General features: G+C 68.1%; 22 protein-coding genes and 1 pseudogene. 4 read left to right on the forward strand and 19 right to left on the reverse strand.

Going from position 1 to position 26,609, the window contains the following annotated elements; all coding sequences use genetic code 11:
- Positions 1-108: 108 nt before the first annotated feature.
- From JHD63_RS07110 to guaB, 3 genes and pseudogenes are all read right to left on the reverse strand, one after another.
- Positions 109-781, reverse strand: a pseudogene (locus JHD63_RS07110) (tyrosine-type recombinase/integrase); the annotation flags it as partial.
- Positions 782-1,082: 301 nt separating this feature from the next.
- The gene (gene guaA / locus JHD63_RS07115; RefSeq protein WP_198970053.1) at positions 1,083-2,705 is read right to left on the reverse strand and encodes a glutamine-hydrolyzing GMP synthase; all 1,623 of its coding nucleotides are present in this window, start codon (positions 2,703-2,705) and stop codon (positions 1,083-1,085) included.
- Between the two features lie 100 nt (positions 2,706-2,805).
- Entirely contained in the window at positions 2,806-4,275 is a 1,470-nt protein-coding gene (guaB, locus tag JHD63_RS07120) for an IMP dehydrogenase (protein ID WP_198970054.1), read from the reverse strand.
- A gap of 101 nt (positions 4,276-4,376) precedes the next feature.
- Here guaB and JHD63_RS07125 point away from each other — a divergent pair, with 101 nt between their 5' ends.
- Positions 4,377-4,865, forward strand: a complete 489-nt coding sequence (locus JHD63_RS07125) for a DUF4124 domain-containing protein (RefSeq protein ID WP_198970055.1) — start codon at positions 4,377-4,379, stop codon at positions 4,863-4,865.
- A gap of 28 nt (positions 4,866-4,893) precedes the next feature.
- On the opposite strand, the gene JHD63_RS07130 is transcribed toward JHD63_RS07125, so the two are convergent.
- Together JHD63_RS07130 and JHD63_RS07135 are read right to left on the reverse strand one after the other, a co-directional pair.
- Positions 4,894-5,214, reverse strand: coding sequence for an RnfH family protein (locus tag JHD63_RS07130; RefSeq protein WP_198970056.1), 321 nt, complete (start codon positions 5,212-5,214; stop codon positions 4,894-4,896).
- Positions 5,207-5,653, reverse strand: a complete 447-nt coding sequence (locus JHD63_RS07135; protein WP_198970057.1) for a type II toxin-antitoxin system RatA family toxin — start codon at positions 5,651-5,653, stop codon at positions 5,207-5,209. Before JHD63_RS07135 ends, JHD63_RS07130 begins: the two co-directional genes overlap by 8 nt.
- 94 nt (positions 5,654-5,747) lie before the next feature.
- On the opposite strand from JHD63_RS07135, the gene smpB reads away from it, so the two are divergent.
- Positions 5,748-6,224, forward strand: a complete 477-nt coding sequence (smpB, locus tag JHD63_RS07140; protein ID WP_198970058.1) for an SsrA-binding protein SmpB — start codon at positions 5,748-5,750, stop codon at positions 6,222-6,224.
- Positions 6,225-6,251: 27 nt separating this feature from the next.
- Here smpB and JHD63_RS07145 read toward each other — a convergent pair whose 3' ends face one another.
- Both JHD63_RS07145 and JHD63_RS07150 read right to left on the reverse strand, forming a co-directional pair.
- Entirely contained in the window at positions 6,252-7,328 is a 1,077-nt protein-coding gene (locus JHD63_RS07145; protein ID WP_198970059.1) for an enoyl-CoA hydratase/isomerase family protein, read from the reverse strand.
- 71 nt (positions 7,329-7,399) lie between these two features.
- Positions 7,400-8,239 carry a DMT family transporter gene (locus JHD63_RS07150; RefSeq protein WP_198970092.1) on the reverse strand — a complete coding sequence of 280 codons (840 nt, stop codon included), beginning with the start codon at positions 8,237-8,239 and terminating at the stop codon, positions 7,400-7,402.
- A gap of 250 nt (positions 8,240-8,489) precedes the next feature.
- On the opposite strand from JHD63_RS07150, the gene JHD63_RS07155 reads away from it, so the two are divergent.
- Positions 8,490-10,055, forward strand: a complete 1,566-nt coding sequence (locus tag JHD63_RS07155; protein WP_198970060.1) for a TerC family protein — start codon at positions 8,490-8,492, stop codon at positions 10,053-10,055.
- A 66-nt stretch (positions 10,056-10,121) separates the two neighbouring features.
- A complete protein-coding gene (locus JHD63_RS07160) occupies positions 10,122-11,852 on the forward strand; it encodes an ABC transporter ATP-binding protein/permease (protein WP_198970093.1) in 1,731 nt (576 codons plus the stop codon).
- A gap of 50 nt (positions 11,853-11,902) precedes the next feature.
- Here JHD63_RS07160 and typA read toward each other — a convergent pair whose 3' ends face one another.
- The 12 genes from typA to JHD63_RS07220 all read right to left on the reverse strand — a co-directional run bounded on the left by typA (position 11,903) and on the right by JHD63_RS07220 (position 26,608).
- Complete coding sequence (gene typA / locus JHD63_RS07165) at positions 11,903-13,732, reverse strand: translational GTPase TypA (protein WP_198970061.1); 1,830 nt, start codon at positions 13,730-13,732, stop codon at positions 11,903-11,905.
- The gene (gene truB, locus JHD63_RS07170; RefSeq protein WP_198970062.1) at positions 13,729-14,727 is read right to left on the reverse strand and encodes a tRNA pseudouridine(55) synthase TruB; all 999 of its coding nucleotides are present in this window, start codon (positions 14,725-14,727) and stop codon (positions 13,729-13,731) included. Before truB ends, typA begins: the two co-directional genes overlap by 4 nt.
- A 2-nt stretch (positions 14,728-14,729) precedes the next feature.
- Positions 14,730-15,101 carry a 30S ribosome-binding factor RbfA gene (gene rbfA, locus JHD63_RS07175; RefSeq protein ID WP_198970063.1) on the reverse strand — a complete coding sequence of 124 codons (372 nt, stop codon included), beginning with the start codon at positions 15,099-15,101 and terminating at the stop codon, positions 14,730-14,732.
- A gap of 21 nt (positions 15,102-15,122) precedes the next feature.
- Complete coding sequence (infB, locus tag JHD63_RS07180; protein ID WP_198970064.1) at positions 15,123-18,008, reverse strand: translation initiation factor IF-2; 2,886 nt, start codon at positions 18,006-18,008, stop codon at positions 15,123-15,125.
- Between the two features lie 24 nt (positions 18,009-18,032).
- A complete protein-coding gene (nusA, locus tag JHD63_RS07185) occupies positions 18,033-19,517 on the reverse strand; it encodes a transcription termination factor NusA (RefSeq protein WP_198970065.1) in 1,485 nt (494 codons plus the stop codon).
- A gap of 104 nt (positions 19,518-19,621) precedes the next feature.
- Positions 19,622-20,203, reverse strand: coding sequence for a ribosome maturation factor RimP (gene rimP / locus JHD63_RS07190; protein WP_198970066.1), 582 nt, complete (start codon positions 20,201-20,203; stop codon positions 19,622-19,624).
- Positions 20,204-20,346: 143 nt separating this feature from the next.
- Positions 20,347-20,724 (reverse strand): thioredoxin family protein, encoded by a 378-nt coding sequence (locus tag JHD63_RS07195; RefSeq protein WP_198970067.1) that lies wholly within the window; start codon positions 20,722-20,724, stop codon positions 20,347-20,349.
- A gap of 26 nt (positions 20,725-20,750) precedes the next feature.
- Complete coding sequence (locus tag JHD63_RS07200; protein ID WP_198970068.1) at positions 20,751-22,040, reverse strand: c-type cytochrome; 1,290 nt, start codon at positions 22,038-22,040, stop codon at positions 20,751-20,753.
- Positions 22,041-22,050: 10 nt separating this feature from the next.
- Positions 22,051-22,773: a c-type cytochrome gene (locus JHD63_RS07205; RefSeq protein ID WP_198970069.1), complete on the reverse strand. Its 723-nt coding sequence runs from the start codon at positions 22,771-22,773 to the stop codon at positions 22,051-22,053.
- An 88-nt stretch (positions 22,774-22,861) separates the two neighbouring features.
- Positions 22,862-24,493 carry an ABC transporter ATP-binding protein gene (locus tag JHD63_RS07210; RefSeq protein ID WP_198970070.1) on the reverse strand — a complete coding sequence of 544 codons (1,632 nt, stop codon included), beginning with the start codon at positions 24,491-24,493 and terminating at the stop codon, positions 22,862-22,864.
- The gene (locus JHD63_RS07215) at positions 24,490-25,608 is read right to left on the reverse strand and encodes an ABC transporter permease (protein WP_198970071.1); all 1,119 of its coding nucleotides are present in this window, start codon (positions 25,606-25,608) and stop codon (positions 24,490-24,492) included. Before JHD63_RS07215 ends, JHD63_RS07210 begins: the two co-directional genes overlap by 4 nt.
- Positions 25,574-26,608, reverse strand: a complete 1,035-nt coding sequence (locus JHD63_RS07220) for a microcin C ABC transporter permease YejB (RefSeq protein WP_198970072.1) — start codon at positions 26,606-26,608, stop codon at positions 25,574-25,576. Before JHD63_RS07220 ends, JHD63_RS07215 begins: the two co-directional genes overlap by 35 nt.
- Position 26,609: the final 1 nt, after the last annotated feature.

Raw genomic sequence — 26,609 nt, forward strand, 5'->3', positions numbered from 1 at the left:
CCACCACAGACCACCAAGAAGGAGAAGGCGACCAAGAACTTATCCACAACGTGAGCGTGAAGTTCACGAACCAGGGTGGGTCAGATCGAGATGGAAATGGTGGGTTGCGGTTGCATGGAAATCAACAGACTCCATCTGCCGCGACATCAGACGGATCTCCAACGGCGACAAGGCTCGGTCCTTGGGTACGAAGGTCGCAATCGAGGCCGCGCCCACGTCGGCCGCCGGGTTGTCCACCTTCTCCCCATGCAGGATGGCGAAGGCATAGACCTGCTTCACGATGTCGCGGACATGCACCGCGGTGGCCGGGGCGCCCCTCCCCTTCACCTTGCCGCACAAGGCGCGCAAGTCATCGGCGGTGATTTCGTTGAGCAAGGCGGTTCTGGAACGCTGGCAGGATGTCCCGATCGACGATGCTCTTGCGCATCGCTCGCGTGCTGTCGGCCATCCGGGCGCCGGCCAGCCATTGGGCTGTCATGTCGCCAAAGTTCTTGGCGGCGGTCAGGCGGCGCTTCTCGCGCTGTTTCTCGTACGCCGGAGACTTGCCCTGGGCGACGGCCTTCTTGGCGTCCAGCAGCTTTTCGCGAGCCATCCCCAGCGAAATGCCCGCCGGCCCGTAGCGGCCAATGGTCAGGGTCTCGCGGCGGCCGTTGAGACGGTAATCAAAGCGGAAGGTGACGGTACCGGTGGGCGATACCGTCACGTACATTCCATCCCGGTCAGATGCCTTATAAGTCAAGGACTTAGGCTTCAAATTGCGCAGTGCGGTGTCGGTAAGCATCGAGGTTTTTCCTCCTGTTCATGACGGCTTTTACCGTCAGGGGTCAGGAGACCTGCTGATGCCTGGAAAGCCGCATAAAACAAGCTTTTCAGAGGAGTGATTTACCGTCAAAGACCGATTTGGTCTCGATAGTCAACAAGGAGGTCTTAATCCGGCCTCCGGTTTCTACCGTCACCTATACCGTCAATCCTTTTCGCTGCCCGGCGATAGTCACCGATAGCTTTCGTGACGTATTTTCTTTAAAATCAATACGTTACGTCGGATTTTCGATAGATGGCGATAGTCCCCGAAGGACCTGATTTCACTCCCACTCAATCGTCGCAGGCGGCTTGCTGCTCACGTCGTAGGTCACCCGGTTGATGCCGCGCACTTCATTGATGATGCGCCCCGACACCTTCTTCAGCAGCGCATAGGGCAGTTCGGCCCAATCCGCGGTCATGAAGTCGCTGGTCTGTACCGCGCGCAGGGCCACTACATAGTCGTAGGTGCGGCCGTCGCCCATCACGCCCACACTCTTGACGGGCAGGAATACGGTGAAGGCCTGGCTCGTCAGGTCGTACCAGCTCTTGCCGGTGGCTTCATCGCGGAAGTTGCGCAACTCCTCGATGAAGATGGCGTCGGCGGCGCGCAGCAGGTCGGCGTATTCCTTTTTCACTTCGCCAAGGATGCGCACGCCCAGGCCGGGGCCGGGGAATGGGTGGCGGTACACCATCTCGGGCGGCAGGCCGAGGGCGACCCCGAGTTCGCGCACTTCGTCCTTGAAAAGGTCGCGCAGCGGCTCCAGCAGCTTCAGGCCCAGTTGCTCAGGCAGGCCGCCGACGTTGTGGTGGCTCTTGATGGTGACGGCCTTCTTGCTCTTGGCGCCGCCGGACTCGATCACGTCGGGGTAGATGGTGCCCTGGGCCAGCCATGCGGCACCTTTCAGGGCGCCGTCGGCACCGGCCTTCAGGCGCTCGGCTTCCGCCTTGAACACATCGACAAAACCCTTGCCGATGATCTTGCGCTTGGCTTCCGGATCGGTCACGCCGGCGAGTTGGCGCATGAACATCTCGCTGGCATTCACGCGCACCACTTTGGCATGCAGTTTGCCTTCGAACATGTCCATCACCATGTCGCCTTCGTTCAGGCGCAGCAGGCCGTGGTCGACGAACACGCAGATCAACTGGTCGCCGATGGCACGGTGGATCAGCGCCGCGGCAACCGATGAGTCGACGCCGCCGGACAGGCCCAGGATCACCTCCTCGTCGCCCACCTGCGCGCGGATCTTTTCGACCGCTTCTGCGATGTAGTCCCCCATGATCCAGTCCGCCCCGGCGGCGCAGATGTCCAGCACGAAGCGCTGCAGCAGTGCCGCGCCTTGCCGGGTGTGGGTGACCTCGGGATGGAACTGCACGCCGTAGAACCCGCGTGCCTCGTCGGCCATGCCGGCGATCGGGCAGCTTGGCGTGCTGGCCATGAGCTTGAATCCTGGGGGCAGTTCGGTGACCTTGTCGCCATGGCTCATCCAGACGTCGAGCATGCCGTGCCCTTCGGCCGTAGCGAAGTCCTGGATGTCCCGCAGCAGTCGGGTTTGGCCGTGTGCGCGGACCTCGGCAAAGCCGAACTCGCGCTTGTGGCCGCCCTCGACCTTGCCGCCCAACTGGTGCGCCATGGTCTGCATGCCGTAGCAGATGCCCAGCACCGGCACGCCCAGTTCGAACACCGCCTGCGGTGCCTTGTCGGTGCTGTCCTCGTAGACGCTGGCATGGCTGCCCGAGAGGATCACGCCCTTGAGCTGACCGTCGGCCGCGTAGTCGCGCACCCATGCGTCGGTGACGTCGCACGGGTGGACTTCGCAGAACACGTGCGCCTCGCGCACACGGCGGGCGATGAGCTGTGTCACCTGCGAGCCGAAGTCGAGGATGAGGATTTTCTGGTGTTGCATGGCGGGCCTGGGCGATACGGTAGGTAAGAGGCTGGGCTGGAAAGCAGCGGGGCCGGCACACCCTGTGATGTGTCGGCCCTGCGCGACGCCAACTTGCGGGCTATTCCGCGCGGTAGTTCGGCGCTTCCTTGGTGATCTGCACGTCGTGCACGTGGCTTTCGCGGATGCCGGCGGCGGTGATCTCGACGAACTCCGCCTTGTCGTTCATGTCCTGGATGGTGGCGCAGCCGCAGTAGCCCATGGCCGCACGCACGCCGCCGGCCATCTGGAACACGATGGACACCATCGAGCCCTTGTACGGCACCCGGCCCTCGATGCCTTCGGGCACCAGCTTGTCGGCGTTGGGGTTGCCGGTGCTGGACTCCTGAAAGTAGCGGTCGGCGCTGCCCTGCTGCATGGCGCCGATGCTGCCCATGCCGCGGTAGCTCTTGTAGCTGCGGCCCTGGAACAGCACGATCTCGCCCGGCGCCTCTTCGGTGCCGGCGAACACGCCGCCCATCATCACGGTGCTGGCACCCGCGGCCAGCGCCTTGGCGATGTCGCCGGAATAGCGGATGCCGCCGTCGGCGATCAGCGGTACGCCCGAGCCTTTGAGGGCGGTGGCGACGTTGTCGATGGCCATGATCTGCGGCACGCCCACGCCCGCGACGATGCGGGTGGTGCAGATGGAGCCGGGGCCGATGCCGACCTTGACCGCATCGGCGCCGGCCTCGGCCAGTGCCAGCGCCGCCGCGCCGGTGGCGATGTTGCCGCCGATCACGTCGATCTGCGGGTAGTTCTGCTTGACCCAGCGCACGCGCTCGATAACGCCCTTGCTGTGGCCGTGGGCGGTATCGACGACGATCGCGTCCACGCCGGCCTTGACCAGGGCCTCGACCCGTTCCTCGGTGCCCTCGCCCACGCCGACGGCCGCGCCCACGCGCAGGCGGCCCTGCGCATCGCGCGCGGCGTTGGGGAAGCTGGTCTGCTTGGTGATGTCCTTGACCGTGATCAGACCGCGCAGATGGTCCTTGTCGTCCACGATCAGCAGGCGCTCGAGCTTGTGCTTGTTGAGCAGCGCCTTGGCCTCGGCCGCCGTCGCGCCCTCGCGCACCGTGACCAGCCTGTCGCGCGGGGTCATGATCTCGCTCACCGGCACGTCGTAGCGCGTCTCGAAGCGCAGGTCGCGCCCGGTGACGATGCCCACCACCCGGCCGCCATCGATCACGGGGAAGCCCGAGATGCCCAATTGCTCCTGCATCTGCAGCACCTGGTACACGCTGTGTCCCGGCGTGATCACCACCGGGTCGCGCAGCACGCCGGATTCATAGCGCTTGACCTTGGCCACCTGGGCCGCCTGCTCCTGCGCGCTGAGGTTCTTGTGGACGATGCCGATGCCTCCTTCCTGGGCAATGGCGATGGCCAGGCGCGCCTCCGTCACGGTGTCCATGGCGGCGGACACGAGCGGCAGATTCAGGGTGATGTTGCGGGAGAGGCGGGTTGCGAGGGACGTGTCCTTGGGCAGGACCTGGGAGAACGCTGGCACCAACAACACATCGTCGAAGGTGAGCGCTTTTCCAAGAAGGCGCATGTGAAAGCTCCAAAAAAAGGATTGTACCCGCGCCCTCCGGGCGCTTTGGCCGCGGCGGCCTGGCTGGAACCGTGCCCGGCGCGCCGCTACACTGGCCTGCCATGAAAGCCGCTCGCCTCTCAGCCCTTGCCGCGATCGTGCTCGTCGCGCTGCCCCTGACCGCCTTTGCCCAATGGCAGTGGCTGGACAAGGATGGCCGCAAGGTGTTCAGCGACCGCCCTCCCCCCACGGACGTGCCGGACCAGCGCATCCTCAGGCGCCCCGGGGCCGCGCCTGCCGCCGAGGCCACGCCCGCTTCCGCACCCGTGGGCGCGGCGCCGGCCAGGCCGGCTGGACAGGACCGTGAACTGCAAGCCCGCAGGCAGCAGGCCGAAGCCGCCGAAGCGGCCAAGCGCAAGGCCGAGGAGGATCGCATCGCGCAGACGCGCGCCGACAACTGCCTGCGCGCGCGCCAGTCGCAGAACACCATGAGCGCCGGCCTGGGGATGGTGCGCATGGACGCGCAGGGCCAGCCGGTACTGCTGGATGAGAGCGCCCGCGCGGCGGAGCAGCAGCGCATCGAGTCGGTGATCGCCAGCGACTGCCGCTGAGTTTCCCAATAGCCTGACGAGTTTCCTGTTACCCTGATTTCGCGCCCGCGCGCTGGCGCGCAAACAGGCCGGTGGTGCGGGCGCCCTGCTGGCGGAAGCGCTCGCGCCGGGCCACCTTCGGGTCCACGCGCAGCGGCCGGTACAGTTCCACCCGGTCGCCATCGCGCAGCGCGGTATCGAGCGGGCACGCGCGGCCCCAGATACCGGCATCGACCTCGTCCCCGCTATGCTGCCCCGCCGCCCGCAGGGCCTGGCGCAGCGTGCTGCCGGCCGGCAATTGCAACGCAAGCTCCCGCACCGTGGCCTTGGCCAGCGCGATGGCCACGGTGACCTGCAATGGCTCAGCCATCGCCATAGACCTTCTCGGCGCGCGCCACGAACGCATCGACCATGCTGCCGGCAATGCGGTCGAACACCGGGCCGACGAGCGCCGACAGCGCCGCGTTGGAGAAGCCATAGCGCAGGTCGAACTCGATGCGGCAGGCGCGCTGCGCGCCCTCGCCCACCGGCACGAAGCGCCAGAGCCCCTCTAGTTGCGAGAACGGGCCGTCGACCAGTTGCATGCGCACCTCGCGCCCCGGCACATGGGTGTTGCGGGTGGTGAAGCTCTGGCGCAGGCCGCTGAAGGCGATGCCGACCTGCGCGGTCATGCCTTCGGCATCTTCGGACAGCACGGCGGCGCGATCGCACCACGGCAGGAACTGCGGGTACTGCGTGACATTGGTCACGAGCCGGAACATTTCCTCGGCGCTGTACCAGATCAGGACGGACTTGTGGACGGTTTTCATAGAATCGAGAGCTTTCGGCGCCCTATCGCACGCCTTCTGCGGACCATTGTAGGGAGAGCTTCCATCCCGCCGCCGCGGCTCCATCCAAGAACCCATGTCCAAGAAAACCACAGAACCCTCCACCCGCATCGCCGACAACAAGAAGGCGGCGTTCAACTACTTCTTCGAGGAGCGCTACGAGGCGGGCATGGTGCTGCAGGGCTGGGAGGTGAAGGCGCTGCGCGAAGGCAAGGTGCAGTTGACCGACGGCTATGTGGTGATCCGCGACGGCGAGCTGTTCGTGATCGGCTGCCAGATCAACCCGCTCAAATCCGCGTCGACCCACGTCAACCCCGACTCGGTGCGGACCAAGAAGCTGCTGCTGCACAAGGAGCAGATCAAGCGCCTGATCGGCAAGATCGAGCAGAAGGGCTACACCCTGGTGCCGCTCAACCTGCACTGGAAGGCCGGCAAGGTGAAGTGCGAGATCGCCCTGGCCAAGGGCAAGGCCGAGCACGACAAGCGCGACACCATCAAGGACCGCGAAGGCAAGCGCGAGGTCGAGCGCGCCATGAAGAGCCGCCACCGCTGAGAGGGCGCGGCGGCGGCCGCACCGCCTTCAAAGCCCGCGCAGCGGATGCTCCTGCGGCGTCCACGGGCTGACGAAGAACGGCGCCACCATCTCCGGCGTGACGTCCTCGATGCGCGGCGGGTCCCAGCGCGGCGCATGGTCCTTGTCCACCGCCAGGGCGCGTATGCCTTCCAGCGTCTCGCTGCGGCCGGGGCGCAGGTGGAAGCAGTGGTGCACCAGGTCGCGCTCCATGCGCAGGTCGTCCGCAAGGTCCATGGCACGGGCGCGGCGCACCTGCTCCAGCACCACGTGCAGCATCAGCGGCGAGCGCTTGCGCAGCGTGGCGGCCGTGGCGCGGGCGTCGTCGCTGCCGTCAGCTTCCAGCGCTGCCAGGATGGCGGGCACGCTGGATCTGGAAAAATATTGGTCAAAATGGCTTCTAGCCCAGGTAATACCTGAGCTTCTAGCTATGATTTTTGAAGCAAGCCACTCTTCTACCGCTTGCGCCGACGCCAACGGCGTTTCGCCCAGCGACTCCCACAGCGCCGGCTGCGCGTCGGACGGCAGCCGGGCGTCGGCCAGCCCCAGCGCAATGGCCTCGTCCGCGCCGATGGTCTCGCCGGTCAACGCCAGCCATTCGCCGGCATGGCCCGGGCAGCGGCTCAGGAAGTAGCCGCCGCCCACGTCCGGGAACAGGCCGATGGCGGTCTCGGGCATGGCCATCCTGGTGCGCTCGGTCACCAGGCGCAGGCTGGCGCCCTGGCTGATGCCCATGCCGCCGCCCATGACGATGCCGTCCATGAAGGCGATGTAGGGCTTGGGATAGGTGTGGATCAGGTGGTTGAGCCGGTACTCCTCGGTGAAGAAGGCGTCGAGATCCGCATCGCCCTGGCTGCCGGCGCGGTGCAGGAAGCGGATGTCGCCGCCCGCGCAGAAGGCTCCGAACGGGCCTTCCTTGCCCATGCCGCGCACGGCCACGAGCTGGATGGCCGGGTCGTCGCGCCAGGCCAGCAGCGCCTGCGTCAGCTCGCGCACCATGCCCAGGGACAGGGCGTTCAGGGCCTTGGGCCGGTTCAGCGTGAGGAGGCCGGCGTGGCCGCGGGTTTCGAGAATGATGTCGCTCATGGGTACGGGGGTCCTTGGTCTTCGTCTCTTTGGGTTGGTTGGGGGGCCAAGCGATGGCCGCGCCCCGGGGGTCAGCCGGGCCGGCGCAGCCTGGGCAGTTCGTTGGCCAGCAGCGCGGCGATCACCAGCGCGCCGCCGGCCAGCACGGTGCCGCCGGGGGCCTCGCCAACGATCAGCCAGGCCAGCGCGATGCCGAAGATCACCTCCAGCAAGGCCAGCAGCGCCACCTCCGGCGCCTGCAGGGCGCGCGCGCAGTGCATGGCCAGCACGCAGGGCACGGCCAGTTGCACCAGGCCGAGCAGCGCCAGCCAGCCGATGTCGCGCGGCGTGGCGCTGAACGGCAGCGCCAGCGGCAGGGTGGCCACGGCGGAGAGCACGGCGCCCACCAGCACGGCCGGGATCAGGTCCACCTCCTGGCCGCGGCCCTGGCCGTGATGGAGCACGGTCCAGTTCACGCCGGCGGCCAGGGGCACGCACAGGGCCACGAGCGAGCCGGTCCAGTCGCCGGCGGCCAGTTGCGGGCCGTACATCCAGGCAATGCCAACGCCGGCGACCGCAATCGCCCACCAGGTGCGGCGGGCCAGCCGCTGGCCGACGGCGACGCGCGCGACCAGGGCGGTCACCAGCGGCCCGGCCGCCATGACCACCAGCACGTTGGCCACGCTGGTCAGCGTCAGCGCCACCATGAAGGCGGTGAACATCACGCTCCAGCACAGCCCTGAAACCCACAGCAGCGCGCCCCCTGCCCTGATGCGCGCGGCCACGCCGGCGCCGCGCCCGGGCAGCAGCAGGGCCAGCATCGCCAGCGCGGTGAACAGGCTGCGCCAGAACGTGACCTCGAAGCTGCGGGCACTCTCCAACTGGCGCGTGACCACGCCGGCGATCGACCACATCGCGGTCACGCCGACCATCGCCACGACGGCCTGGCCGTGCGAGAGCGGTCGTAAAGACAAGAGAGGGCCTGGCACGCGCGACATGGAGAGGGAGGAGTCCTGAAGTTGCGATGGGCATTGTGCATGAGCCGCGCACTGTAGACCTCCGCTTACGAGGCGGGCCGCATTCCTTCAGTAATATCGCGACCACTATGCAACCTCCCCCTGCGCCCCATCCCCGTATTCCGGCGTGCGACCTGCACCCGTCTCATACCCAGGAGGGCCGGCCATGGAATGGCTGAGCGACCCGACCATCTGGATCGGCCTGGCCACGCTGGTGGTGCTGGAGATCGTGCTGGGCATCGACAACCTGGTGTTCATCGCCATCCTGGCCGACAAGCTGCCGCCGCACCAGCGGGACAAGGCCCGCGTCATCGGCTTGTCGCTGGCGCTGATCATGCGGCTGGCGCTGCTGTCGGTGATCTCCTGGCTGGTGACGCTGACAGAGCCGCTGTTCTCGGTCTGGCGCCTGAGCTTTTCCGGGCGCGACCTGATCCTGCTGGCCGGGGGCCTGTTCCTGCTGTTCAAGGCCACCACCGAACTGCACGAGCGCCTCGAAGGCGTGGAACACAGTGCCGGCACCCGCCGCGGCTACGCGACCTTCGGCGTGGTGGTGACCCAGATCGTGCTGCTGGACGCCGTGTTCTCGCTCGACTCGGTGATCACGGCCGTCGGCATGGTCGACCACCTGGGCGTGATGATGGCCGCGGTGATCATCGCCATGGCGGTGATGCTGTTCGCCTCAAAGCCGCTCACGCGCTTCGTGAATGCGCACCCGACCGTGGTCGTGCTCTGCCTGAGCTTCCTGCTGATGATCGGCCTGAGCCTGGTGGCCGAGGGCCTGGGCTTCCATCTGCCCAAGGGCTACCTGTACGCGGCCATCGGCTTCTCGATCATGATCGAGTTCTTCAACCAGTGGGCGCGCCGCAACCTGGTGCGGCAGCAGTCGCGCATTCCGCTGCGCGAGCGCACGGCCGACTCGATCTTCCGCATGCTCGGCGGCCGGCGCGGCCCGGTGGAGGATCATCCGGAGCAGGCGACTGCGCCGGCACCGGCGCCGGCCTTCGGCGCCGAGGAACGCAACATGGTCAGCAGCGTGCTGTCGCTGGCCGAGCGCAGCATCCACTCGATCATGACGCCGCGCGCCGACATCCAGTGGGTCGACCTGGACGACAGCCCCGAGGCGCTGCGCGCGCAACTGGTGAACGCCGGGCACGGCATGCTGCCGGTCGGACGCGGCGACCTGGACCACCTGCTGGGCGTGGCGCGCGCCCGCGACCTGCTGGCCGACCTGCTCACGCTCGGCCACATCGACCAGGCGCGCAGCGTGCGCCAGCCGCTGATCGTGCCGGCCTCCGTCGGCGTGATCCGGCTCATGGAGATGCTGCGCCAGTCGCGCGGGCAGATCGCGCTGGCCAGCGACGAGTACGGCACCATCCTGGGCCTGGTCACGCCGATCGACGTGCTGGAGGCGATCGCCGGCGAATTCCCGGACGAGGGCGAGCGCCCCGAGATCGAGCCGCAGGGGCCCGGCCACTGGATCGTCGACGGCCTGGCCGGCCTGCATACGCTGGAGCAGGCGACCGACGTCCACACGCTGGTCGGCGAGGCCGATGACTACAACACCCTGGCCGGCTTCCTGCTGGCGCGCCTGGGGCAGTTGCCCACCGTGGGCCAGGTGGTGGAGGACTGCGGGCTGCGCTTCGAGGTGCTGGAGATGGACGGCAGGCGCATCGCCCGGATCGACGTGCGGCGGCTGCCCGATGGCGACGGGCACACGCTAAGCCCGGCCTAAGTTTCCGGGCCCGGTGGCGGGCACACTTCCAGGCAAGGCAGCGCGCAGGCGCAGGCCTCATGCCTTCTGGAGTGCCCCGTGACCCCCGCCAAGAAAAACACCGCCTGGTCGCTGATCCGCCTGTTCTGGGTCTCGCAGGAGCGCTGGCCGGCGCGCGGCCTGCTGGCGCTGATCGTGGCCATGAACCTGGCCATCGTGTACATCAACGTGCGCCTCAACAGTTGGAGCGCGCAGTTCTACAACGCGCTGGAGAGCAAGGACACGGCGCATTTCCGCCCCCTGCTGCTGAGCTTCACCACGCTGGCGCTCGGCTACATCGTGCTGGCGGTGTACGCGCTGTACTTCAAGCAGATGCTCGGCTTTCGCTGGCGCCGCTGGCTCACCGCCGACTACCTGCACCGCTGGCTCGGCGAGCACGCCTTCTACCGCATCGAGCGCGACCGCCTGGCCGACAACCCCGACCAGCGCATCGCCGACGACCTGCAGTCCCTGGCCACCACCACGCTGGCGCTGTCGCTGGACCTGCTCTCCACGGTGGTGACGCTGGTGTCCTTCGTCGTCATCCTCTGGTCGCTGGCCGGGCCGCTGCTGGCCCACGTCGCCGGGCACGCCGTCAGCATTCCGGGCTACATGGTCTGGGCCGCCGCCGCCTATGCGCTGCTGGGCTCCTTTGCCATGCACAGGTTCGGCCGGCCGCTGGTCGGCGTCAACTACCAGCAGCAGCGGGTGGAAGCCAACTTCCGCTTCGGCCTGGTGCGCCTGCGCGAAAACGCCGAATCCATCGCGCTCTACGACGGGGCGCGGGCCGAGGCCGCCCATGCCGCAACGCTGTTCGAGCGCATCCGCGACAACTGGCGATTGGTGATGCGCTACACCAAGCGGCTGACGCTGGTGAGTTCGCTCTACGGGCAGATCGCCGTGGTGCTGCCCCTGGCGCTGGCGGCACCGCGCTACTTCGCCGGCGCCTTCAGCTTCGGCGTGCTGATACAGATCGGCCGGGCCTTCGACACGGTGAGCGACTCCCTGTCCTGGTTCATCAACAGCTATGCCACGCTGGCCGAATGGCGCGCCACGGTCAACCGGCTGTGCGAGTTCCGCGACCTGCTGGAGGCTCCGCCGCCCGAGGCCGGCGGCATCGAACTGCGCATGGCCGAAGGCGCCGCCGTGCGAACCCATGGCCTGCAGATCGCGCTGCCGAACGGGCAGCCCCTGCTGCGGGTGCCGGACCTGCGCATTGCGCGCGGCGGGCGCTGGCTGGTGCGCGGCCCTTCCGGCGCGGGCAAGAGTACGCTGCTGCGCGCCCTGTGCGGCTTGTGGCACTTTGGCAGCGGCAGCATCGTGCGGCCGGCAGCCCACGTGTTGTTCGTGCCGCAGCGCAGCTACCTGCCCCTGGGCAGCCTGCGCGACGTGCTGGCCTACCCCGACGCGGCGAGCGCGCACGACGACGCCGCCTACCAGGAGGTGCTTGGCGCCGTCGGCCTGGCGCCTCTGGCCGCATCGCTGGACGAGCAGACGTCCTGGAGCAGCCGGCTCTCGCCCGGCGAGCAGCAGCGCCTGGCCTTTGCCCGCGTGCTGCTGCAGCGGCCCGAACTGCTGGTGCTGGACGAAGCCACCAGCGCCCTCGACCCGGCGGCCGAGCACGCGCTCTATGCCCTGCTGCTGCAGCGCCTGCCCGAGGTCACGCTGATCAGCGTCGCCCACCGGGAAGCGCTGCAGGCCTTCCACCCGCACACCGTGGACCTGGCGCCGGGCGCCGCCGGGAAAGGCGGCGCCCCCATGCAATACGCCCCGGCGTAAACGCAGGGGCGTAGCGGGAGAGGCACACCCGTGGGGGCGTCTGCCGGGGTTCAGGCCTCGCGGCTGGCGCGCTTGCGCTCGTGTTCCTTCAGGTAGCGCTTGCGCAGGCGCACGCTCTTGGGCGTGATCTCGACCAGTTCGTCGTCCTCGATGAATTCCACGCCATATTCCAGCGTGAGTTCGATCGGCGGCGTGATCTTGATCGCGTCTTCCTTGCCCGACACACGGAAGTTGGTCAACTGCTTGGTCCGCGTGGCGTTGACCACCAGGTCGTTGTCGCGGCTGTGGATGCCGACGATCATGCCTTCGTACACCGGGTCGTTCGCCTTGACGAACATGCGGCCGCGGTCGTCCAGCTTGCCCAGGGCGTAGGTGAAGATCTCACCGTCGTCCATGGAGATCAGCACGCCGTTCTTGCGCCCGCCGATGTCGCCCTTGTGCGGCTCGTAGCTGTCGAAGATGTTGCTGATCAGGCCCGAGCCGCGCGTCAGGTTCAGGAACTCGTTGGTGAAGCCGATCAGGCCGCGCGCAGGAATGCGGTACTCCAGGCGCACCCGGCCCCGGCCGTCCGGCTCCATGTTGACCAGTTCGCCCTTGCGCTCGCCCAGCGCCTGCATCACCCCGCCCTGGTGGGCTTCCTCGATGTCGGCGGTGACCAGCTCGATCGGCTCGTGGCGCACCCCGTCCACGTCCTTGAACACCACGCGCGGCTTGGACACGGCCAACTCGTAGCCCTCGCGGCGCATGTTCTCCAGCAGGATGGTCAGGTGCAGTTCACCACGGCCCATCACCTCGAACACGCCCTCCTCGTCGGTTTCCTTGACGCGCAGGGCGACGTTGGATTGCAGCTCCTTCTGCAGGCGGTCCCAGATCTGGCGGCTGGTGACGAACTTGCCTTCGCGCCCGGCCAGCGGGCTGGTGTTGACGCAGAAGTTCATGGTCAGGGTCGGCTCATCGACCTTGAGCATGGGCAGCGGCGCCGGGTTGGCCGGGTCGGTCAGGGTGACGCCGATGCCGATGTCGGCAATGCCGTTGATCAGCACGATGTCGCCCGGGCCGGCCTCGGTCACCTGCACGCGGTCCAGGCCCTGGAAGGTCAGCACCTGGTTGACGCGGCCCTTGAAGGACTTGCCGTCCGGGCCTTCCATCACCAGCACGTCCATCATCGGCTTGAGGGTGCCGGCGTTGACGCGGCCCACGCCGATGCGGCCCACGAAGGTCGAGAAATCGAGCGCCGAGATCTGCAGCTGCAGCGGCGCCGCCGGGTCGCCTTGGTGCGCCGGCACGTGCTTCAGGATGGTGTTGAACAGCGCCGACATGTCCGGGCCCCACTGCTCGCCGGGCGCGCCCTCTTCCAGCGAAGACCAGCCGTTGATGCCCGAGGCATAGACCACGGGGAAGTCGAGCTGCTCGTCGGTTGCACCGAGCTTGTCGAACAGGTCGAACGCGGCGTTGACCACCTTGTCGGGGTTGGCACCGGGCTTGTCGACCTTGTTCACCACCAGGATCGGGCGCAGGCCCAGAGCCAGCGCCTTCTTGGTGACGAAGCGCGTCTGCGGCATCGGGCCTTCCTGGGCGTCGATCAGCAACACCACGCCGTCCACCATGGAAAGCGCCCGCTCCACCTCGCCGCCGAAGTCCGCGTGGCCCGGGGTGTCGACGATGTTGATGTGCGTGCCTTCCCAGCTCACGGCGCAGTTCTTGGCCAGGATGGTGATGCCGCGCTCACGCTCGATGGCGTTGTTGTCCATCACCGTGTCGACCACCTTCTCGTGCTCGGCGAAGGTGCCGGACTGGCGCAGCAGTTGGTCGACCATGGTGGTCTTGCCATGGTCGACGTGGGCGATGATCGCGATGTTGCGGATTTGCTTGTTGCTCATACGGTTGCTTTCTCGATGCCTGGGGCCGCGTTCGCGGCGGGTGGCGTGCTTTCCAGAATCTGTTGAATTTCGATGGGGCTCAACAGCCGCCCCGGTATCAGTTCGCCGGACTTGATGTGGGCCGTGCCCAACAGCGCCGGCGGCTGGGCGCCGAATACCGCCACCTGCGGTGCATCGGCCCAATGGCCGCGCCGGCGCACGCCGGACAGGAAACGTCCTGCATCCTCGCCCACGAGCGTGACGCGCGCGTGATCGGGCAGCAGCGCCTCCACCGGCAGCAGGCAGGCCAGCCGCCGGGCTTCGTCCATGGCCTCCAGGTCGGCCAGCGTCACCGCCTGGTCCAGCCCGAAGTGGCCGGTGGCGATGCGCCGCAGCATGCTCAGGTGCCCGCCGCAGCCCAGCGCCTCGCCCATGTCTTCACCGAGCGTGCGGATATAGGTGCCTTTGCTGCATTTTACTATTATTTTTATAGCTAGAAGCCCAGGTTTTTCCTGGGCTAGAGCCGCTTTTAGCTCATAAATCTCGACGGCGCGCGGCGCGCGCTCGATTTCGATGCCCTCGCGGGCGTATTCGTACAGGGCGCGGCCGTCCTTCTTGAGCGCGCTGTGCATCGGCGGGATCTGCTCGATCGGGCCGGTGAAGCGCCGCACCACCTCGGCCAGCCGCGCCTGCACCGCATCGGCGTCGACCGGGCGCTCGTCCAGCAGATCGCCCTCGGCGTCGCCCGTGCTGGTGCGCGCCCCGAGCCGCAGCGTGGCGGCATAGGTCTTGACGGCGTCGAGCTGCAACTGGCTGAACTTGGTCGCCGCGCCGAAGCACAGCGGCAGCACGCCGCTGGCCAACGGATCGAGCGTGCCGGTATGGCCGGCCTTCTCCGCCCGCAGCAGCCACTTGGCCTTCTGCAGCGCATCGTTGCTGGACAGGCCCAGCGGTTTGTCGAGCAGCAACACCCCATGCACGGGGCGCCGCTGCACCCTCGTGCGTGGCGCGTGCATGCTCAGTCGTCTTTCGCGCGGGAGGCGACCGCCTGGGCGATGAGCGCGTTCATGTCGGCCGCACGCTCGGGGGTGCGGTCGAACTGGAAATGCAGCGTGGGCACGGTGTGGATGTGCAGTCGCTTGAACAGGCCGTTGCGCAGGAAGCCCGCGGCCTGGTTCAGCGCGACTTCGCACTCCGCCGGATCGCCCACCAGCACGCTGAAGAAGACCTTGGCGTGCGCGTAGTCGGGCGTGACCTCGACCGCCTGGATCGTGACCATGCCCACGCGCGGGTCCTTCAACTCGCGCGCGATCAGCTCCGTCAGGTCGCGCTGGATCTGGTCGGCCACCTTGAACGCGCGGTTGGGGGCTGCGGCTTTTCTTTTAGGCATGGGCTCTCCCGCGTCGAACGCCTACAGCGTGCGCGCGATCTCCTTGACCTCGAAGACTTCGAGCTGATCGCCTTCCTTGATGTCGTTGTAGTTCTTGAGCTTGATACCGCACTCGAAGCCTTCCTTGACTTCGCGCACGTCGTCCTTCAGGCGCTTGATCGACTCGATCTCGCCGGTGTAGATCACCACGTTGTCGCGCAGCAGGCGGAAGCGCGCGCTGCGGGTGACATGGCCCGAGGTGATGTACGAACCCGCCACCGTGCCGATCTTGGAGGCCACGAACACGGTGCGGATCTCGGCCGTGCCGATGACTTCCTCGCGCTGCTCGGGGGCCAGCATGCCGGACATCGCCGCCTTCAACTCATCCACGGCGTCGTAGATGATGTTGTAGTAGTGGATGTCCACGCCGCTGCTCTCGGCCGCCTTGCGGGCGCCGGCGTCGGCGCGCACGTTGAAGCCGATCACGATGGCCTTGGAGGCAATCGCCAGGTTGATGTCCGACTCGCTGATGCCGCCCACGCCCGCATACACCAGTTGCACGCGCACTTCGTCGGTGGAGAGCTTGAGCAGCGACTGCCCCAGCGCCTCCTGCGAACCCTGCACGTCGGCCTTGATGATGATCGGCAGCGTCTTGACCTCGCCCGCGCCGATGTCGGAGAACATGTTCTCCAGCTTGGCCGCCTGCTGCTTGGCCAGCTTGGTGTTGCGGAACTTGCCGGCGCGGTAGGTCGCGATCTCGCGCGCCCGGCGCTCGTCGGGCAGCACCATGAATTCGTCGCCGGCCTGCGGCACCTCGGTCAGGCCCTGGATTTCCACCGGGATCGACGGGCCGGCGGACTTGGTCGTCTTGCCGTCCTCGTCCAGCATGGCGCGCACGCGGCCATAGGTGGAGCCCGCCAGCACGATGTCGCCGGTCTTGAGCGTGCCGGACTGCACCAGCACGGTGGCCACCGGGCCGCGGCCCTTGTCCAGCTGCGCTTCGATCACCAGGCCCTTGGCGGCGGCGTCCACCGGCGCCTTGAGCTCCAGCACTTCGGCCTGCAGCAGCACCTGCTCGAGCAGCTCGTCGATGCCCTGGCCGGTCTTGGCCGAGACGTTGACGAAGGGCGACTCGCCGCCGTATTCCTCGGGCACGACCTGTTCGGTCACCAGTTCCTGCTTGACGCGCTCGGGGTTGGCATCGGGCTTGTCGATCTTGTTGACCGCAACCACGATCGGCACGCCGGCCGCCTTCGCATGCTTGATGGCTTCCCGGGTCTGGGGCATGACGCCGTCGTCCGCCGCCACCACCAGGATGACGATGTCGGTGGCCTGCGCTCCGCGGGCACGCATGGCCGTGAAGGCCTCGTGGCCCGGGGTGTCCAGGAAGGACACCATGCCGCGCTCGGTTTCGACGTGGTAGGCGCCGATGTGCTGCGTGATGCCGCCGGCCTCGCCCGAGGCCACCTTGGCGCGGCGGATGTAGTCCAGCAGCGAGGTCTTGCCATGGTCGACGTGGCCCATGACGGTGACCACCGGCGCGCGCGGCAGGCTTTCGGCGTCCTGCATCGACACTTCTTCGTCGGTGAACGCTTCCGGATCGTCCAGGGCGGCGACGATCGCCTTGTGGCCGAGTTCCTCCACCACGATCATCGCGGTGTCCTGGTCCAGCGGCTGGTTGATGGTGACCATCTGGCCCATCTTCATCAGCGCCTTGATGACCTCGGACGCCTTGATCGCCATCTTGTGGGCCAGTTCGGCCACGGTGATGGTCTCCGGCACGTGCACCTCGATGACACGCTGCTCGGTCTGCGCCTGCTGGCCGTAGTCGTCGCGGTCGCCGCCACGCTCATTGCCGCGACGGCCGCGCGGACCGCCGCGCCAGTTGTTGCGCCCGACGCCGCCGGAGCTGTCGCCGCGGGTCTTGATTTCCTTCTTCTTGGCAGGATCGCCGGCCCAGCTGGACGACAGCTTGGCGGACTTGACCTCCTTGCCGGCGCCCGGCGCGGCGGGCGCACCCGGGCGCGTGCCGGTGCCGGTGGCGGGCTTGTGCAGCGTGCCCTTGACGCCAGACTTGGCGTCGCCCGGCTTGGCGGCCACGGCCGCCGGCTTGGGCTCCTCCGGCTTCTTGGCGACCAGCACCTTCTTGGGCGTGGCCATCATGGAGCGGATGGCGGCGGCTTCGGCCTCGGCCTTGCGGCGGCGCGCTTCCAGGTCGGAGGCGCGCGCGGCTTCCTCGGCGGCGCGGGCGCGCGACTCGGCCTCGGCCTTCTCACGCGCTTCGGCCTGGGCCTGCAGGCGGGCAGCGGCCAGCTCGGCCTGCTCCTTGGTCGCCTCGGCCTTCACGGCGGAGGCCTGGGCCTTCTTCGCCTCTTCCTGGGCGGCGTAGGCCGCGGCACGCTCCTCGGCCTCGCGTTCGCGGCGCTCGCGCGCTTCCCGCTCGCGGCGCTTCTCGGCGAGTTCGGTTTCTTCGCTGCGGATCTGCTCGGCCTGGCGGCGGGCTTCCTCCTCGCGGCGGTGCAGCTCGGCATCCGAGGCCTGCGGCGCGGCCTGCGGCGGGGAATGCAACGGCACGTCTTCCAGCACGGCGGTCTCGGACTCACCGTGGCCCGAGGAATCGCCGGCTTCGTCGCGCTTGATGAAGGTACGCTTCTTGCGCACCTCCACCTGGATGGTGCGCGCCTTGCCGCTGGCGTCGGCCTGCTTGATCTCGCTGGTGGACTTCTTGGTCAGCGTGATCTTGCGGCGATCGGCGGCGACGGTGCCATGGCTGGCCTGCAGGTACCCCAGAAGCTTCTGCTTGTCCCCGTCGGTGAGCACGTCCGACGATGCGGACTTGTGCACGCCGGCGGACTTCAACTGGTCGAGCAGGGTTTCAGTGGACTTCTTGAGCTCGGATGCGAACTCGGCTACGGTGGTGCTGGACATATTCTGTACGGGCCTCCATGATCTTTACTCTTGACCAGCGAACCAGTGTTCGCGGGCCTTCAAGATCAGTTCTTTGGCTTCATCGGCAGACTGGCCGGTGATATCAGTGAGTTCGTCGATCGCCAGGTCGGCCAGATCGTCGCGGGAATGGATGTCCGCGGCCGCCAGCTTGGCAATCAGCTCGGGCGTGAGTCCGTCCATGTCGCGCAGATCCTGCGACACACCGTCCACGCTTTCCTCGCGGGCAATTTCCATGGTCAGCAGCGCATCCTTGGCGCGCGAACGCAGTTCGTTGACCGTGTCTTCGTCGAAGCTCTCGATCTCGAGCATTTCCTGCAGCGGCACGTAGGCCACCTCCTCCAGGCTGTTGAAGCCTTCGGCGATCAGGATGTCGGCGATCTCCTCGTCGACGTCGAGCTTTTCCATGAAGAGCCTGCGGCTGGCGTCGGCCTCGCTGGCCTGCTTCTGGGCCGACTCGGCGGCGTCCATGATGTTGATCTTCCAGCCGGTGAGGTCGGACGCCAGGCGCACGTTCTGGCCGCCGCGGCCGATGGCGATGGCGAGGTTCTCCTCGTCCACCACCACGTCCATGGCGTGCTTCTCCTCGTCCACGACGATGGAGGAGACATTGGCCGGGGCCAGCGCGCCGATGACGAACTGCGCCGGGTCCTCGCTCCACAGAACGATGTCCACGCGCTCGCCGGCCAGCTCATTGGTCACGGCGTTGACGCGGGTGCCGCGCACGCCGACGCAGGTGCCGATCGGATCGACACGCTTGTCATGGCTGAGCACGGCGATCTTGGCGCGGCTGCCCGGGTCGCGGGCACAGGACTTGATCTCCAGCAGCCCCTGCTCGATCTCGGGCACTTCCTGGCGGAACAGCTCGATCATGAACTCGGGCGCCGAGCGCGACAGGATGATGGGCGCGCCGCGCAGCGTCAGGTCCACCTCCATGATCATGGCCCGCACGCGGTCGCCGTTGCGCAGGTTCTCCTTGGCGATCATCTCGCTGCGGCGCAGGCGGCCCTCGACGCGGCCGGCCTCGACGATGATGTCGCCCTTGTCCATGCGCTTGACGGTGCCGGTGAAGATCTTGTCGCCGCGCGACATGAAGTCGTTGAGCAGCATCTCGCGCTCGGCGTCGCGGATCTTCTGCAGGATCACCTGCTTGGCCGCCATGGCGCCGATGCGGCCGATCGGCACCGAGTCCACCGGCTCCTCGATGTACTCGTCCACCTCGATGTCGGGCATCTCTTCCCTGGCTTCGAACAGCAGGATTTCCTGGTCCGGCAACTGCAGGCCGGCCTCGTCCGGGACGACGTGCCAGCGGCGGAAGGTCTCGTAGACACCGCTGTCCCGGTCGATGGCGACACGGATGTCCACATCACCGGGGTAGAGCTTCTTGGTCGCCTGCGCCAGCGCAGATTCGACGGCGCCGAAGACGACGTCCCGCTCCACGTTCTTCTCGCGCGAGATGGCTTCCACCAGCATCAGCAATTCGCGATTCATGCCACAACACTCCTATCCTGAACAGTCGCCGGCAGCGAGTCCCGTGGACTCCGGCCTGCCGCATTTAATGCAAGTAAAGCTAAAAACAAGCGACGGTGCGCCATTTACGCCGGCACACCGCCGCGCGGCTTGCGCCCCTTGAAATCGATGACAGGGGCCAGCCGCGCCTCCCGCAGCTCATCCAACGTGAACCCCAGCACCTGCACAGGCGCGGGCACCTTCTTGCGGCTGACCCGCTGGCCGGGCTTGGGCTCGGGCGCATCGCTCCAGACGATCTGCCAGCCCGCGCCGTCGGCGCGCTCGAGCCGGCCGCGAAACTTCTTGCGGTTGGCGCTGACCTGCCCCGCTGCCGCGGCGCCCATGGGAGCCTTCAACGTGATGTCGATCAATTCGCCTGCGAAACGTTCGAAATCCTGGGCATGCCGCAAGGGACGGTCGATGCCGGGCGAGGATACTTCCAGCCGCTTGTACTCGGCGCCGTCCACCTCCAGCGCGAACTGGAGCTGGCGCGTGACCTTCTCGCAGTCTTCCACCGTGACGAACTGCTCGGTGCCGCTGCCTTCGGCCGGCGCCGCCCAGGGCAGATCGATGGTGACGCGCAGCAAGCCGCCGGCGGAGCGCTCGATCTCCACCAGGTCATAACCCAAGCCGCTCACGGTCTGCTCGACTATCTGCTGCAATGCCACGTTGATTCTGTGCTGCCCAAAAGCAAAATCCGGCTGGCCTGCCGCTGCATGCACCGCGCGGCAAAGCGTGTCCGGATCGAAAAACGATCGACCAAAAAAAACGGGCGGTGAGTACCCGCCCGTTTGGTCGTGAAGGACGTATTCTACTCCGCGATGCGCCCGTCTGGCAAGGCCGAGGCAGGAAACGACGCTTGTATGCGCATCCATAGCGCGGCCTGGGCGGCGTCGGCTGCCATCGGGGCGCCGGCCTGGCCCAGAAGATTCTCCAGCATGCGCTCCAGCACTCCCGCCTGCGGCAGCAGCGGCCCGAGAAAACGTACCGCGGAGCCGTGGGCCACCAGCAAGGTCGGGAAGGTCTCGGCGTCGAAGTCGCCGAGCAGATCGGCCTCGTCCTCCACGTCCAGCCACTCGAAGCGCACGCCGGGGTGTCGCGCGGCAAGCGCCTCGAACACCGGCCGGTATTCCCGGCAGACGCCGCACCAGTCGGCACACAGGCACACCACCCACCACTGCGACGGCATCGGCTCTCCCGGACAAAGCGCCAATGCTAGCGCAGCCGGCGCACCGCGAATGCGTCCACCGGCTCGGCCCGGTTGCCCCAGGCGTTGCGCACGAAGGTGCTCACCGCCGCGACCTCTTCATCGTCGAGCACATGGAGGAAGGGCGGCATTCCGAGCGGCCGCGGATTGCCGGCCGTCTGCGCCTGGAAGCCGCCGTTGAGCACCATCTGCACCACGTTGGCGGGAGGCGACAGCAACACCGCCCGATTGCCGGCCAGCGGCGGGAACAGACCCGCCTTGCCCTCCCCCTGGTCGCCATGGCATTGGGCGCACTGCCTGCTGTAGATGCGGCTTCCGCGCTCCATCGCCTGCGCGTCGGCGGCCCGCGGTGCGGGCCGGGGGCTGCCGTCCTGCGGCAGCGCGCGCAGGTAGACCGCCATCGCGCGCAGGTCCGCCGCGCTCAGGTACTGGGTGCTGTTGTTGACCACTTCGCCCATCGGGCCCATGGCCGAGCCACGCGGCGCCACGCCGGTCTGCAGCAGTTGCACCACCTCCTCCAGCGGCCAGTCGGCCAGCCCCGCCTCATGCGGCAAGTGCAACGAGGGCGCATACCAGTTCTGCCCCGGCATCAGGCCGCCGCCCAATGCCTGCGCAGCCGAACTGGCCCCCAGCGCATTGCGCGGGCTGTGGCAGGCGCTGCAGTGCGCGAGCCCCTGGACCAGATAGGCGCCGCGGTTCCATTCGGCGGACTGCGCGGGCTCCGGCGTGAAGCTGCCGGGGGTGAAGAACAGCGCCCGCCAGACCGCCATGGCCAGCGCGGTGTTGTAGGGAAAGCCGACCTCGTGCGGGCGGTTGCGCTGGCCCGAGGGCGGCACCGACAGCAGATAGGCATAGATGGCGTCCGAGTCCTCGCGCGTGACCTGCGTGTAGTTGGGGTACGGGAAGGCCGGATACAGCATGCGGCCGTCGCGCGAGCGGCCGTGGTGCATGGCGCGCCAGAACTCGGCCGCCGACCAGCGGCCGATGCCGGCCTCGGCGTCCGAGGTGATGTTGGGCGTGTAGACGGTTCCGAACGGCGTCGCCAGCGCCAGCCCGCCGGCAAACGGCTGGCTGCCCTGCGGCGTATGGCAGGCGATGCAGTCGCCGGCGCGCGCCAGGTACTCGCCGCGCTGGATCTGCTGGGCGCTGGGCGCAAAGGGCTGTGCCGGCTGGGCCATGGGCTCCTCGCCGCGCCGGGCCAGCGCAAAAACCGTCGCCACGGCCGCGCCGATCAGCGCCGCGAGCACCAGCACGACAAGCAGCGCGCGGCGGTAGGGGGTGGAGTGCAGGAGCGTCATGTGCGCGCTCCTAGCCGCCCAGGCCGCCGCAAGGCGTGGGCAAAGGTCCGGGCAGCGCGGACGCCGGCGTGGTGTCGGCCGGCAGCGCCTGGGACGACAGCCAGGTGGATACCGCGCTCACGTCCGCGGGCGTCAGGCGCGCGGAGGTGCGGGCCATGCAGTCGGGCGCATGCGCCTTGCGCAGCCCGTTCTTGAAGGCGCCGAGCTGCGCATTGAGGTAGTCGCGCGGCAGGCCCAGCAGCCCCGGGATGAAGGGCGCGACGCCGGTCATGCGCTCGCCGTGGCACTGCACGCAGGCGGGAATGCCCAGCGCCGCGTCGCCAGCGTGCACCAGTTGGCGGCCGCGCTCCAGCACCTCGGCCGGAGCGCCGGCGGTCTGCGGCGGCGGGTACGGCAGGTGCTGGCGCGCGAAATAGGCGGCCATCTCGCGCAGGTAGCCGTCGTCCAGGTTGCGCAGAAGGTGCGCCATGGGCGCGTAGTGCCGGCGCCCGTCGCGAAAGTTGACCAACTGGTTGAACAGATAGCCCTCGGGCTTGCCGGCGATGCGCGGAAAGTAGCCATGGTTGGTGGCGCGCCCCTCGGCGCCGTGGCAGGCGGTGCAGGCGGCCACGCGCGGCGCCATCGAGGCATCGGCCACCGCTGGCGCGGGCGGGGTTCGGTCTTGCGGCTGCGCCAGGGCGGGAATCGCCGCCAGGGCGCATGCCGCGAAAACGGCGGATGGCAGGAGGGTCATGGGTTGTCTTCTATGTGGTTATCGCGCGACTTTAGCCCCGCCTCGGTGCAAAACGCCCTGGACATATTGCCCCAGTCTGGTGCGCAGGCTAGGCCGCGGCCGCCACCAGTTGCCGCGTGTAAGGATGCCGGGGCGCGTCCAGCACCTGCGCCACCGGCCCGGCCTCGACGATCTCGCCGTGGCGCATGGCGATCACGTCATGCGCCATGGCGCGCACCACGTCCACGTCGTGGGTGATCAGCAGGTAGGCCAGGCCGTGCTGCTTCTGCAGGCGCTGCAGCAGGCCCAGCACCTGCTTCTGGATGGTCACGTCGAGCGCGCTGGTCGGCTCGTCCAGCACCAGCAGTTCGGGCTCGACGATCAGCGCGCGCGCCACCGCGATGCGCTGGCGCTGGCCGCCGGAGAACGCGTGCGGGTAGCGCTCGAGCAGGCCCGGGAACTGCGCTTCGGTCAGGCCCACCTCGGCCAGGATGGCCCTTGCGCGGGCTTCACGCGCGGCGGCGCCCAGGCCCGGCTGGTGCACGCGCAGGCCCTCGCCCACGATCTCGCCAACGGTCATGCGCGGCGACAGCGAGGAGAACGGGTCCTGGAACACCACCTGCACGCGCCGGCGCAGCTCGCGGTCCTGCGCCCGGCCCTGGCCCCAGCGGCCGCCCGCCACCTCCAGCAGGCCGCTGCTGGGCAGCAGGCCCAGGGCGGCCAGCGCCAGGGTCGACTTGCCCGAGCCGGACTCGCCCACCACGCCCAGGGTCCGCCCGGGCTGCAGGCGCAGGTCGGCGCCACGCACGGCGATGAACCGGTCGCGCCCGAACCAGCCGCGCAGGCCGGGGCGCGGCACGGGGTAGCTCACCTGCAGGCCGCGCGCCTCCAGCAGCGCCGGCGCGCCGGGCGGCGCGGGGGTGTCGATCACGTCGCGCGTGGGCACGCTGTCGAGCAGGCGGCGGGTGTAGGGGTGCTGCGGCGCGGCGAAGACGTCCGCCACCGGGCCGTGCTCGACGATGTGCCCGTTTTCCATCACCGCGACCCGGTCGGCGAAGCGCCGCACCAGATGCAGGTCATGGGTGATCAGCAGCACCGCCATGCCGTTGTCGCGCTGCAGTTGCGACAGCAGGTCGAGGATCTGCCCGCGCAGCGTGACGTCCAGCGCCGTGGTCGGCTCGTCGGCCAGCAGCAGGCGCGGCCGGCAGGCCAGCGCCATGGCGATCATGGCGCGCTGGCGCTGGCCGCCAGAGAGCTGGTGCGGATAGCTGCGGGCCCGCCGCTCGGGCTCGGGAATGCCGGTCTTTGCTATTAATTCAATAGCTAGAAGCCTGGATTCTTCCTGGGCCAGACCCTTTTTCAGCTGCAAAACCTCGGCAATCTGCTCGCCGACGGTGAGCAGCGGGTTCAGCGCCGTCATCGGCTCCTGGAAGATCATGGCGATCTCGCGCCCGCGCACGCCGCGCAACTGGCGCTCGGGCAGGGCCAGCAGATCGCGCGGCGTCTTGTCGGCCACCTCTTCGAGGCCGGCGAACCGGGCCGATCCGCCGTACTGCGCCTCTGGCACCAGGCGCAGCAGGCTCAGCGCCGACACGGTCTTGCCCGAGCCGGATTCGCCCACCAGCGCCAGCTTTTCACCGGCCTGCAAATGGAAGTCGATGCCGTGCACCACCTCCTTGCCGCCAAAGGACACGCGCAGCTGGCGCACGTCCAGCAGAGGCGAACCGGGCGCCGCGCTCATGTGTGGGCCTTTCGGGGATCGAGTGCATCGCGCAGGGCGTCGCCCATGAAGGTCAGCAGCAGCAGCGTGACCACCAGCACCGCGAAGGTGGACAGCGAAATCCACCAGGCGTCGATACTGCCCTTGCCCTGGCTGAGCAGTTCCCCGAGCGAGGGCGTGCCCGGCGGCACGCCCAGGCCCAGGAAGTCGAGGGAGGTCAGCGCCAGGATCGCGGCGCTCATGCGGAACGGCAGGAAGGTCACCACCGGCGTCATGCTGTTGGGCAGGATGTGGCGGCGGATGATGTCCAGATGGCCCACGCCGAGCGCACGCGCGGCCTTGACGTAGTCGAGCTGCCGGTTGCGCAGGAATTCGGCCCGCACGTAGTCCGACAGGCCCATCCAGCCGAACAGGCTCAGCAGCACCAGCAGCAGCGCGACGCTGGGCGCGAAGATGGCGCTGAAGATGATCAGCAGGTACAGCTCGGGCATCGAACTCCAGATCTCGATGAAGCGCTGGAACGCCAGATCGGTCCTGCCGCCGAAGTAGCCCTGCACGGCGCCGGTGACCACGCCCAGCACCACGCCGACGGCGGTGAGCGCCAGCGCGAACAGCACGCTCACGCGAAAGCCGTAGATCAGCTGCGCCAGCAGGTCGCGCCCGCGGTCGTCCGTGCCCAGCCAGTTGTCGCGCGTCGGCGCCGCCGGGTTGGGCGACTTGGCGAAGTAGTTGATCGTCCTGGCGCCGTAGGGGTTGGGCGGGTACAGCGCCCAGTTGCCCGGCTGTGCCAGGCGCTCGCGGATGAAGGGGTCGAGGTAGTCGGTCGGCGTCTGGAAGTCGCCGCCGAACACCGTCTCGGGGTAGTCGCGCACGATCGGGAAATAGGTCTTGCCCTCGTAGCGCACGAGCAGCGGCCGGTCGTTGGACAGCAGCTCGGCGCCCAGGCTCAGCACCACCAGCACGCAGAACACGAGCAGGCTCCAGTAGCCCAGCCGGTTGCGGCGAAAGCGCTGCCAGGCACGCCGGCCCGGCGAGACCGACACGGCGGCGTCCGTCGGCAGGCCGCTGCGCTGCGGGCCGGGCCCCGAGGCGCCGGGAACGTCAGTCGAACTTGACACGCGGGTCCACCCAGACATAGGAGAGATCGGAAATCAGCTTGGTCACCAGGCCGATCAGCGTGAACAGGTAGAGCGTGCCCAGCACCACGGGATAGTCGCGCCGGATCACGCTGTCATAGCTCAGCAGGCCCAGGCCGTCGAGCGAGAACAGGGTCTCGATCAGCAGCGAGCCGGTGAAGAAGGCGCCGATGAAGGCGGCCGGAAAGCCGGTGATGATCGGGATCAGCGCATTGCGCAACACGTGCTTCCAGAGCACCTGGCGCTCGGACAGGCCCTTGGCGCGGGCGGTCAGCACGTACTGCTTGCGGATCTCTTCCAGGAAGGCGTTCTTGGTGAGCATGGCCGTCACGGCAAAGCTGCCGGCGACCATGGCCGTGACCGGCAGCGCGATGTGCCAGAGGTAGTCGGTGATCTTCGCGCCCAGGCTCAGTTCGTCCCAGTTGGCCGAGGTCAGGCCGCGCAGCGGGAACCACTGCAGCTGGCCGCCAAAGATCACCAGCAGCGCCACGCCGAGCACGAAACCCGGAATGGCATAGCCCACCAGCACGATCAGGGTGGTGATGAAGTCGAAGCGCGAGCCGGCCCGCACCGCCTTGGCCACGCCCAGCGGCACCGCCACCAGGTAGCTGATGAAGAAGGTCCACAGGCCCAGGCTGATGGAGACCGGCAGCTTCTCGCGGATCAGTTGCCACACATCCTTGTTCTGGAAGAAGCTGCGGCCCAGGTCGAAGCGCGCGAACTGGCCCAGCATCTGGATGAAGCGCTCGTGCGCGGGCTTGTCGAAGCCGTACAGCGCCTTGATCTGCTCGATGCGCTTGGGGTCCACGCCCTGGGCGCCGCGGTAGCCGAGGCCGCCGCCCTCGGCCCCGCTGCCGCCGCGCACACCGGCCTTGGCCTCGGCCAGGTACTGCTCCACCGGCCCGCCCGGCACGAACTGGATCACGCAGAAGGTGATCAGGATCACGCCGAACAGCGTGGGCACCATGAGCAGCAGGCGTTTGAGGATGTAGGCCAGCATG

This window comes from Xylophilus sp. ASV27, from assembly GCF_016428875.1.
Lineage (GTDB): Bacteria > Pseudomonadota > Gammaproteobacteria > Burkholderiales > Burkholderiaceae_C > Xylophilus.

Bases quoted from the DNA above. Each gene is read 5' to 3' on its own strand.
- truB (WP_198970062.1), bottom strand. From the start codon at position 14,727: ATGCACGCGCCACGCACGAGGGTGCAGCGGCGCCCCGTGCATGGGGTG.
- typA (WP_198970061.1), bottom strand. From the start codon at position 13,732: ATGAGCAACAAGCAAATCCGCAACATCGCGATCATCGCCCACGTCGAC.
- JHD63_RS07210 (WP_198970070.1), bottom strand. From the start codon at position 24,493: ATGAGCGCGGCGCCCGGTTCGCCTCTGCTGGACGTGCGCCAGCTGCGC.
- guaA (WP_198970053.1), bottom strand. From the start codon at position 2,705: ATGCAACACCAGAAAATCCTCATCCTCGACTTCGGCTCGCAGGTGACA.
- infB (WP_198970064.1), bottom strand. From the start codon at position 18,008: ATGTCCAGCACCACCGTAGCCGAGTTCGCATCCGAGCTCAAGAAGTCC.
- nusA (WP_198970065.1), bottom strand. From the start codon at position 19,517: ATGAATCGCGAATTGCTGATGCTGGTGGAAGCCATCTCGCGCGAGAAG.
- JHD63_RS07200 (WP_198970068.1), bottom strand. From the start codon at position 22,040: ATGACGCTCCTGCACTCCACCCCCTACCGCCGCGCGCTGCTTGTCGTG.
- guaB (WP_198970054.1), bottom strand. From the start codon at position 4,275: ATGCGCCTTCTTGGAAAAGCGCTCACCTTCGACGATGTGTTGTTGGTG.
- JHD63_RS07155 (WP_198970060.1), top strand. From the start codon at position 8,490: ATGGAATGGCTGAGCGACCCGACCATCTGGATCGGCCTGGCCACGCTG.
- JHD63_RS07220 (WP_198970072.1), bottom strand. From the start codon at position 26,608: ATGCTGGCCTACATCCTCAAACGCCTGCTGCTCATGGTGCCCACGCTG.
- JHD63_RS07135 (WP_198970057.1), bottom strand. From the start codon at position 5,653: ATGAAAACCGTCCACAAGTCCGTCCTGATCTGGTACAGCGCCGAGGAA.
- JHD63_RS07145 (WP_198970059.1), bottom strand. From the start codon at position 7,328: ATGAGCGACATCATTCTCGAAACCCGCGGCCACGCCGGCCTCCTCACG.
- JHD63_RS07150 (WP_198970092.1), bottom strand. From the start codon at position 8,239: ATGGTCGGCGTGACCGCGATGTGGTCGATCGCCGGCGTGGTCACGCGC.
- JHD63_RS07130 (WP_198970056.1), bottom strand. From the start codon at position 5,214: ATGGCTGAGCCATTGCAGGTCACCGTGGCCATCGCGCTGGCCAAGGCC.
- JHD63_RS07125 (WP_198970055.1), top strand. From the start codon at position 4,377: ATGAAAGCCGCTCGCCTCTCAGCCCTTGCCGCGATCGTGCTCGTCGCG.
- smpB (WP_198970058.1), top strand. From the start codon at position 5,748: ATGTCCAAGAAAACCACAGAACCCTCCACCCGCATCGCCGACAACAAG.
- JHD63_RS07205 (WP_198970069.1), bottom strand. From the start codon at position 22,773: ATGACCCTCCTGCCATCCGCCGTTTTCGCGGCATGCGCCCTGGCGGCG.
- JHD63_RS07215 (WP_198970071.1), bottom strand. From the start codon at position 25,608: ATGTCTGGGTGGACCCGCGTGTCAAGTTCGACTGACGTTCCCGGCGCC.
- JHD63_RS07195 (WP_198970067.1), bottom strand. From the start codon at position 20,724: ATGCCGTCGCAGTGGTGGGTGGTGTGCCTGTGTGCCGACTGGTGCGGC.
- rbfA (WP_198970063.1), bottom strand. From the start codon at position 15,101: ATGCCTAAAAGAAAAGCCGCAGCCCCCAACCGCGCGTTCAAGGTGGCC.